This is a genomic window from Sphingomonas sp. (assembly GCF_042096255.1).
Taxonomy (GTDB): Bacteria; Pseudomonadota; Alphaproteobacteria; order Sphingomonadales; family Sphingomonadaceae; genus Sphingomonas.
Map to the genome: position 1 here is coordinate 1 of NZ_JBELLZ010000114.1, position 8644 is coordinate 8644.

At 67.5% G+C, this 8644-nt stretch carries 6 protein-coding genes; 1 reads left to right on the top strand and 5 read right to left on the bottom strand.

Annotation, left to right across the window (positions count from 1 at the left end; all coding sequences use genetic code 11):
* Nucleotides 1–85 precede the first annotated feature (85 nt).
* Nucleotides 86–1384, bottom strand: a complete 1299-nt coding sequence (locus ACFDTH_RS15910) for an amidohydrolase family protein (protein ID WP_375288539.1) — start codon at nucleotides 1382–1384, stop codon at nucleotides 86–88.
* Complete coding sequence (locus ACFDTH_RS15915) at nucleotides 1381–2817, bottom strand: amidohydrolase (protein WP_375288540.1); 1437 nt, start codon at nucleotides 2815–2817, stop codon at nucleotides 1381–1383. The genes ACFDTH_RS15910 and ACFDTH_RS15915 overlap by 4 nt, the downstream gene beginning before the upstream one ends.
* Before the next feature lie 472 nt (nucleotides 2818–3289).
* On the opposite strand from ACFDTH_RS15915, the gene ACFDTH_RS15920 reads away from it, so the two are divergent.
* Nucleotides 3290–4915: an SdrD B-like domain-containing protein gene (locus ACFDTH_RS15920; protein ID WP_375288541.1), complete on the top strand. Its 1626-nt coding sequence runs from the start codon at nucleotides 3290–3292 to the stop codon at nucleotides 4913–4915.
* A gap of 40 nt (nucleotides 4916–4955) precedes the next feature.
* On the opposite strand, the gene ACFDTH_RS15925 is transcribed toward ACFDTH_RS15920, so the two are convergent.
* The 3 genes from ACFDTH_RS15925 to ACFDTH_RS15935 form a co-directional block, all read right to left on the bottom strand.
* A complete protein-coding gene (locus ACFDTH_RS15925) occupies nucleotides 4956–6443 on the bottom strand; it encodes a S10 family peptidase (RefSeq protein ID WP_375288542.1) in 1488 nt (495 codons plus the stop codon).
* A complete protein-coding gene (locus ACFDTH_RS15930; RefSeq protein WP_375288544.1) occupies nucleotides 6440–8260 on the bottom strand; it encodes a DUF885 family protein in 1821 nt (606 codons plus the stop codon). Before ACFDTH_RS15930 ends, ACFDTH_RS15925 begins: the two co-directional genes overlap by 4 nt.
* Before the next feature lie 197 nt (nucleotides 8261–8457).
* Nucleotides 8458–8644 (bottom strand): hypothetical protein (locus ACFDTH_RS15935; protein ID WP_375288543.1); only part of this gene is annotated, 187 nt, incomplete at its 5' end.

Consider the following 8644-nt stretch of genomic DNA (forward strand, 5'->3'; position numbering starts at 1 on the left):
GGGGCGGTGCGGCAGGCGCTGTCGCTCGTGGCAGGCGCCCCTCCACCATGCTTCGCATGGTCCCCCTCCCCCTGCCGGGGAGGTTTCACCGCTCATACGCCTTGGGCAGCGCGCCTTCGGTCGGCGTGAGATAGCGATCGCGCAGCGCGCGCTGGCGCGAGGCAAGGGGTTCCTGGCGGCCGTCGATCCACACCGCCTGCGGCACCGAAGAGAGCTCCAGGGGATCGCCGCTCCACACCACCACGTCGGCGCGGCGGCCGGGGCGCAGGCTGCCGATCTCGCCGTCCATCCCCAGCGCCGCCGCGGGCAGGGAGGTGATCGTCGCGAAGGCGCGGCCCCAGTCGAGCCCGGTGGCGCCCGGCACCTTGGTGATCGCCACCAGGTTGCCGGCATATTGCGCCAGGATATGCTCGCCCGGCGCAGTGTTGGCGTTGATCGTCGAGATGGCGACGGGCACGCCCGCGGCGGTCATCCGGCCGACGTTGCTCTCGGTCGCGGCGAGCGCCTCGAACGAGAAGGGCAGGTCGGCCAGCGCGGCGGCGATCACCGGCACCTTCGCGGCGGCGATCTCGCGCGCCACCATCCACCCCTCGGTGGCGCCGACCAGCACCAGCCGCAGCTTCGGATAGTCGCGCACCAGCCCGAGCACCTGGAGGATGTCGCTCGCCCGCTCGACATGCACGGCGAGCGGCTCGGCCCCGTCGAGCACGCGCAGCAGCGCCTCGGCATCGGCGCGGGTGAGCAGCGACTCCTTGCTGCGCCCATCGAACCCCGCCGGCGCACGGCGATAGTCCTGCGCCTGGGCGAACGCGTCCTTGAGCGCGGCATAAGCGGCGGGGCGGCTGCCGCCCGCGGCGCGCGCGCCCGCCTCGCCGAGCTCGACCAGCTGGAAGGCGCGGGCGCGCGTCACCGGCGCGGCGTCGCTGCCGAGGTCGATCACCGCGCCGCGACCGGCGAAGATCGAGCCGCCGTTGTCCGGCGCGACGATCGCACGGGTGACGCCACCGGCGCGCTCGTTGGCAATGGCGCTCGCCTGCGGGTTGATCGCGGTGGACACGTCGATCGCGGCGTTGAACGGCGTGGTGCGCGCGCGCTGGTCGTTCGATTCCTGAACGCCATTGGCATCGACGAGGCCGAGATTGGTGAAGCCCGCGACCATGCCGGCGGCGACCCACTTGCCCGAGGCATCGACGACGGTGGCACCCGCGGGCACCGCGACGCCAGCGCCGGCGGCGACGACCCGGCCGTCGCGGATCACCACAATGCCGTTGGGGATCGGCGCGGAGCCGTCGCCGATCGCGACGGTGCCGCCGGTGATCGCCACGGTCTGCGCCGCAACAGGGCTGGCCAGCATTGTGGCGAGGAGGAGGAGGGCGCGCTTCACTTGACGTCTCCCGATCCGGGCTGGCCCAATTCGAAGTCGCTCACCGGGCGACGCTTGGGATCATTGGCATCGTAGAGCAGGGCGCCGTCGACCCAGACCTTCTCGGGGCGGGTGTAGACCGACAGCGGATTGCCGTTCCACAGCACCACGTCGGCCATCTTGCCCGCCTTGAGGCTGCCGGTCTTGTCGGCGATGCCCAACGCCTTGGCGGGGTTGATGCTGAGCCATTGCCAGGCGACCTCGTCCGAGATCTGCAAGCCGGCATGCCGGCCCGACCAGAGCGCCTTGGCGACTTCCTGATTGAGCCGCTGGATGCCGTTCTCATCGTCCGAATGGATCATCGCGCAGGCGCCCTCCTTCTGGAGGATGGCGAGGTTCTCGCCGATGCCGTCGAAGCTTTCCATCTTGAAGCCGTACCAGTCCGCCCAGACCGCGGCGCAGGTGCCATTGGCCTTGAGTAGGTCGCTGATCTTGTAGGCCTCCACCGCATGGTGGAAGGCGGTGACCTTGTAGCCGAACTCCTTGGCCATATCCATGACGATGGCCATTTCGTCAGCGCGATAGCAATGGTTCTGGACCAGGATCTCGCCCGCCAGCACGCCGCGCAGGGTATCGAGCGCGACGTCGCGGTCGGGCGGGTTGCCGCCGTCCTGCTCGTATTTGTCCCACTTGGCCTTGTACGCCGCTGCCTTGGCCCAGGTCTGGCGGTCAACCGCGACATTGCCCATGCGGGTGGAAGGCTCGCGGCCCTTGGAGCCGTAGACGCGCTTGGGGTTCTCGCCGCACGCCATCTTCAGGCCATAGGGCGCGCCGGGGAACTTCATCCCCTGCATGGTGCGCGCATAGACGTTCTTGAGCACCACCGAGCGGCCGCCGAACAGGTTGGCCGAGCCGGGCAGGATCTGGAGCGTGGTGACCCCGCCATTGGCGAGCGCGCGGCTGAACCCGGGGTCCTGCGGCCAGACGCTGTGCTCCGCCCAGACGCCGGGGGTGACGGGCGAGGTGACCTCATTGCCATCCGAATGCGCCTCCACCGAGGGGCTGGGATAGTCGCCGAGGTGGCTGTGGATGTCGATCACGCCGGGGGTGACGAACTTGCCGGTGCCGTCGATGGTGACGGCGTTGGCGGGCGCCTGCACGGTTTGGCCGACCGCGACGATCTTGCCGTTGGCGAAGGCCACCTGCCCGTTCTCGATCCGCGCCCCCTCGCCATCGAAGATGGTGACGTTGGTGAGGATCGTGGGGACGCCGGGATAGGCGCGATAAGTGGAGGGGAAGGGATCGTGGTTGAACGCCTTGTTGTGGCCGGGGCCCTTGCCCGAGCCCTGCGACGAGGCGGACGACTTGGACGAAGCGCTTTGGGGCCCCTCGCCATTGGCGGTGCAAGCGGCGAGCGCCAGCAGCGACGCGACGGTCGCGGCGATCCTTCTCATGTTCGGCAGAACCCCTTTTCTCGTTGTGCCAAGGCGTAAGCCATGTCGAGGGGCCGGGGCAAGCGGGGGCGATCGATCGAATACGCGCCGCGAGCGGGTGGAGGCGCGGAAGTTTACACTAAGTTGACACCCTCACCGGCTTTCGACGCTGCCCGTAAGCGGGGCAGGTGCCGGCCGGGCGGGCAGCGCGGTACCAGTGATGTCAAAGAGCCCGCAAAGACATTAGCACAAGGGCGAGGCTGTAGGAAAGCGCCGCGTACTGCATAGGTGTTGAAGTGGAAAGGCGCGGCGACGGGACGTTCAAGCAACGCGATCGGGTCTATTCACCGGTGCATAAGGATAGAGAGCATCCCCAAATTCTGGGCCGGTGCTCGGCGACATGCGAAGAGAGTTTTTGCGGCAAGGCCGTTGCGGCAACACGGGTGTCACTATACGCAGGCAAATGCGGTGAGAACGAGGGGGGAGAATCGTCGTGAACAAGGGCAGGATTGGCGCGGCGGACGATCATGCTGTCGTTGAGCCGGCAGTGCTGGGGCTGAATGGCGCGGCGGCGCTTTCCGAGCAGGCTGCCCGACCGGTGCTCCGGACCAGCCAGTTCGACGACATCGAGCCGCAATGGCTGGACGGGACGGACTATCTCGGCTTTGCCTGGAGCAATGCGCTTCTCAACCGCGCGGACGACACCATGCCGGAGCTCTATGAGGTCGCGGTCTCCGGCGTGGGTGCGCTGTTCAACGACTGGCGTCGTCCGCTGACCATCAGCGCGGCCAAGACCTTCGACTTCAGCTCTGCCTGGATGACCTCGCTCCACGGGAACGGCATCCAGGTCACGGTCTCCGGCTATGACGGCGACGTGCTCGTCGGTTCCCGCGTCGTGACGCTCCAAGCGCTGAAGGCGCAGCTGTTCGCCTTCGACTTCTCCGGTATCGATCGGCTGGTGATCGACGCGCACGGCAACGAGATCGGCATCGACGACATGCAATGGGGCCATTTCGCCGGCGCAAAAGGCACGATCACCGGCCGGATCATCCGGGATGCCGATGGTGATGGCGTGCAGGATGCCGGAGAACGCGGCCTGAGGGGGCAGACGGTCATCCTCGACGACAATGGCAACGGGGTGGTCGATGCGGGCGAGATCACTGCGGTGACCGGCAAACATGGCGGCTACACGTTCGACGGGGTGTCGCTGGGCAGCCATCGCGTGACGGCGCTGCTGTCCGCCGACACGGAGTTCACCGGGACGAGCCGCGACATCGTTACCATCACCGAGGCGGGCGAGGCGGTCCGCACCAAGTTCCTGGTCGCGGACCTGTCCGCCTCCCGGGGCAATGTCACGGGCGTGCTGTTCCACGACCACGACCGCGACGGGGTGCGAGACACCAGCGAGCCGGCGTTCGCCAACCTGACGGTCTATGCGGACGCCAACGGCAATGGCGTGCGCGATGCCGGCGAAGCGTTCGCGCTGACCGACGCGAACGGCCGGTACACGCTGACCGCGATCCGCCCCGGCGAGACGGCGATCCGCACCGAACTGCCGGGTGGCTGGGAGCGCTGGCAGGGCGGAACGGACGAGGTTGCGGTCGCGGCCGGCGCCACCCAAACCGCCGATCTGGCGGTGACCGGCGGCGTCACCGAGTTCGACGATCACGTCGTGCTGCCGAAAGATAAGGGCTATCGGATCGATGCGCTGGGCGGGAACGATCGCGTGATCGGAGGACGTCACAACGACTATATCGCCGGCGGCGAGGGCAGGGACCGACTTGCTGGTGGGCGTGGCGACGATACGCTGACGGGAGGGCGCGGGAACGACCGGCTTTCCGGCGGCGAGGGGTGGGACACCTTCCATTTCGGGCCGGGCGACGGCGTCGACCACATCGACGGTTTCGACCGGCTCGATTCGATCAACATCTGGGCGGAAGGCATTGACGACTTCTCGGACCTGACGGTGACCATCCAGGGCTATGAAGGCCGCATCACCTGGGCGGGCGCGCGCACCGTGATCCTGGTCCACACCCAATATATCAACGATCTCGATGCGGACGACTTCACCTTCTATGCCCCGTCTGACCTGGCGCAGCCGCTGCCGCCGGTGATCTGACGCACAGCGGCGCCGTTCCCATTGCGGGAACGGCGCCGCCTCAGCCGCCGTACACCGCGCGCGCGTCGCGCTTGAAGGCGGCGCCCGAATCCTCGCGGCTGTAGAACATGTGGCCGCCCGGATAGACCTGGACCTGCACGCGTTCGGCCATGCCGTTCGCCGGCATCTGGTCGACCAGCAGCTTCGAAGCGAAATACGGGCAGGAGAGGTCGTCCCAGCCGTGGACGATCAGCACCGCCATCTTGGGATCGTTCGCGACCGCCTTGCGCAGGTCGGTGACCGGATCGTCCTTTGGCCGGCCGCGATCCCAGGCCTGGTTCACCGCATAGGAGAGCGCGTGGTAGCGCGCGTCGGTCTTCCAGCCGACCTCGCGCGTGACGAAATCGACCATCGCGCTGGTGGTGGGAGCGATCAGCGCGTCGAGGATGGGGTCGTTCGACTGCTGGTCGCTGGACCAGGGGAAGGGATCGAAGGCGGTGACGTTGCTGTCATAGACGCTGCCGATCCGGCCCTCCGCCCGGCGCAGCTCGCGCAGGTAGGTGCCGATATCCACCCGGCCGCCGAGCCGCTGGACGAGCGCCGGATCAAGGCCGGTGAGGCGCGACACGTTGGCGGCGAGGCGCTGCGTCGCCTGCGGATCGGAGCGGCCCTTGAGCAGGTCGGCGGCAAATTCGCCGCGGGTATAGGCTTCCACCTGCGCCATCGCCTCGGGGGTGAGTTGGTGCTGCCGCTCCAGCTGCGCCGCCGCCATCGAGGGCAGGGTGACCATCCACGGCATCGGCGAGAGCGCGCTGCCAGTGTCCTCCGCGGCGGGATCGAGATAAGGCGAGACCAGGATCAGCCCGTTGACGCCGACGCCGATCTGCGACTGGAGCTCATAGGCGATGCGCGGGCCGCGATAGCCGCCATAGCTTTCGCCCATGATATACTTCTTCGAGCGCAGGCGGCCATTCTTGACCAGCCAGTCGTAGACGACCTTGCTCAGATATTTGATGTCGGGATCGTTGGCGTAGAAGGCCTTCTTGGTCGCCTCCTCGTCGGTGAGGCTGCGGCTGAAGCCGGTGCCGATCGGATCGATGAAGACCAGGTCGGTGAAGTCGAGCCAGCTGTTGGGATTGTCGGTGGCGATCGGCGAGTCCGAGGGGGCGTCGCCCTGCGCGCCGAACTGGACGCGCTTGGGGCCGACCGCGCCGAGGTTGAGGTATACCGACGCCGCGCCGGGGCCGCCGTTGAACGCGAAGGTGACCGGCCGGTTGGCGCCCGGCACCGTATAGGCGGTGTAGGTGACCTCGCCGATCGCCTTGCCCTTGTCGTCGCGCGCAGTGATCTTGCCGACGGTGGCATCATAGCGGATCGCGCGGCCGCCGATCACCGCGGATTGTTTCACCGTCTTGTCGGCCGGCAGCGGCGGGAGTTCGCTTTCGCTGGTCTCGGTCTTCTCGACGGTGGTCTTCTTCTCTTCCGCTGCCTGCGCGGGGAGGACGGCGACGAGCGAGAGCGTGGCAAGCGCGGAGAGAAGTCGCCTCACTTCGCCTTAACCCCCGCCACCCACGCGGCGATCTTGCTTTCCAGCACCGGCATCGGCAGCGCGCCGGTATCGAGCACCTGGGCGTGGAAAGCGCGCGGATCGAACTTGGCGCCCAGCGCCTGCTGCGCCTCCGCCTTGGTCTTGCTGATGGTCAGCTGGCCGATCTTGTAGGCGAGCGCCTGGCCGGGGATGGCGATGTAGCGCTCGACCTCGGCGGTGGCGTCGCTCTCGCCCATCGGCGAGTTGTCGAGCATGTACTTGATTGCCTGGTCGCGGGTCCAACCCTTTGAATGGATGCCGGTGTCGACGACGAGGCGCATCGCGCGCAGCATCTCGTCGTTGAGGCCGCCCATGCGCTGATAGGGGTCGGTCTCCATACCCAGCTCCTGCCAGAGCGTCTCGGCGTAGAGGCCCCAGCCCTCGGCGTAGGCGGTGTTGCCGCCGAAGCGCATGAACGCGGGCAGGGCTTCATTCTCCTGCGCGAGGCTGATCTGGAAGTGATGTCCCGGCGCCGCCTCGTGCAGGTAGAGCGTCTCCATCTCCCACATGTAGCGGGAGGGGAGGTCGTAGGTGTTGTAGTAGAACACGCCCGGCCGCGAACCGTCGGGCGTGCCGCTCATGTAGCTGCCGCCCGCCTCGGTCTTCTCCTTATAGGCGGGCACCGGCCGGATCTCGAGCGGGGTCTTGGGGATGAGCGAGAATTGCTCGCGGACGCGGCTGTCGACGCGGCGGCCGATCGCCTCATATTCGAGGCGCAATTGCTCCGCGGAGGTGGGCTGGAATTTTTTATCGGTGCGCAAGTGGGTGAAGAACTCGGCCAAAGTCCCCTTGAAGCCGACCTTGCCCTTCTGCGCCTCCATCTCGCGGGTGATGCGCGCCACCTCGTTGAGGCCGAGCTGGTGGACGTCCGCCGCCTTGAGCGGCAGCGTGGTGTTCGATTCGATCAGATAGGCGTAGAGCTTGTCGCCGCCCGGCAGCGCCGAGAGGCCGACGGTGTCGCGCGCCTTGGGCAGATATTCGTTGGCGAGGAAATCGCGCATCCGCTGGTGCGCGGGTTGGAGCACGTCGCGGATCTGCGCGGCATAGGCGGTCTTCAGCCGCGCCTGGTCGGCGGGGGAGATGCCTTCGGGGAATTTCTGCACCGGGCCGTAGAAGACGCTCGTCTCGACGCCCTGCTTGAGGATGTTGTCGAACTGCTCGATCATGTTGCGCACGACCAGCTTGGGCTGGACGATGCCGCGCGCCATGCCCTGGCGGAACAGGCCGATCGCGCGGTCGAGAGCGGCGGCGTACTGGGGGCCTCGCTTCAGGTTGTTCTCGTAGTCCACCAAAGTCTTGAACGGCGCGCCGCCCTGACCGCCGGCGAAATCCGGGTAGAAGGTGTGGATGCCGTAGAAATGGTCCAGCGGGCGCAGCTCGAGCAGCGGCAGCAGCTCGGGCGCATAGCCGCGCAGGCCGACCTCATTCTGGTTCTTGAACACGTCATAGGCGATCTGGTCGACATGGGTGAGTTTGCTGCGGTCGATCGCGGCGAGCGCGCGCAGGTCCGCCTCGGTGGCGGCCTTCTCGGCCATCAATTGTTCGCGCGTGAACCAGTTGCCGAGCTGGTCGGCATAGCGCAGGTCGCCGCGGAAGATCGCGGACACGGGGTTGCGCTTCAGGCTGGCCTCGTCGCTGTCGTAGAACAGCTTCTTGAGCTTCATGTCCTCCGCGCTGTCGCCAGGCAGCGGCGTGGGCGGAGGCAGCGCCTGCGAGAAGGCGGGCAGCGGAACGGCGGCGGCGAGCAGCGCCGCATACAGGGTCTTGCGCAAGGATATGTCCCCCAAGGAGCAGTGCCTTAGCCTAGTGGCACACCCCGATGGTCGCAAGCGACACTTTCGAGGGCTTTCAGGAAAGATCGGCGCCCGCTAAAGGCTGGCCGACCGCGCGCACCGGGCATCCGCTCGCTGTGCCACCACCGGGGAGATATCCGGTGCGCGCGGCCGACCCTTCCCCGCGGGGAAGACGGCGTAACTTAAATCCCCACCCGCAGCGTCACCCGCACGTCGCGCCCGGCGAGCGGCGCGAAGTCCTTGAGATAGCTGGAGTGGCGGCGCGCCAGTTCGTCGAACAGGTTGTTGGCGCTGACCAGGATGGAGGTGCGGTCGCTGGCGAACGGCCGGAAGGCGACCGAGGCGTTGACCATGGTATAGGCCGGGGTA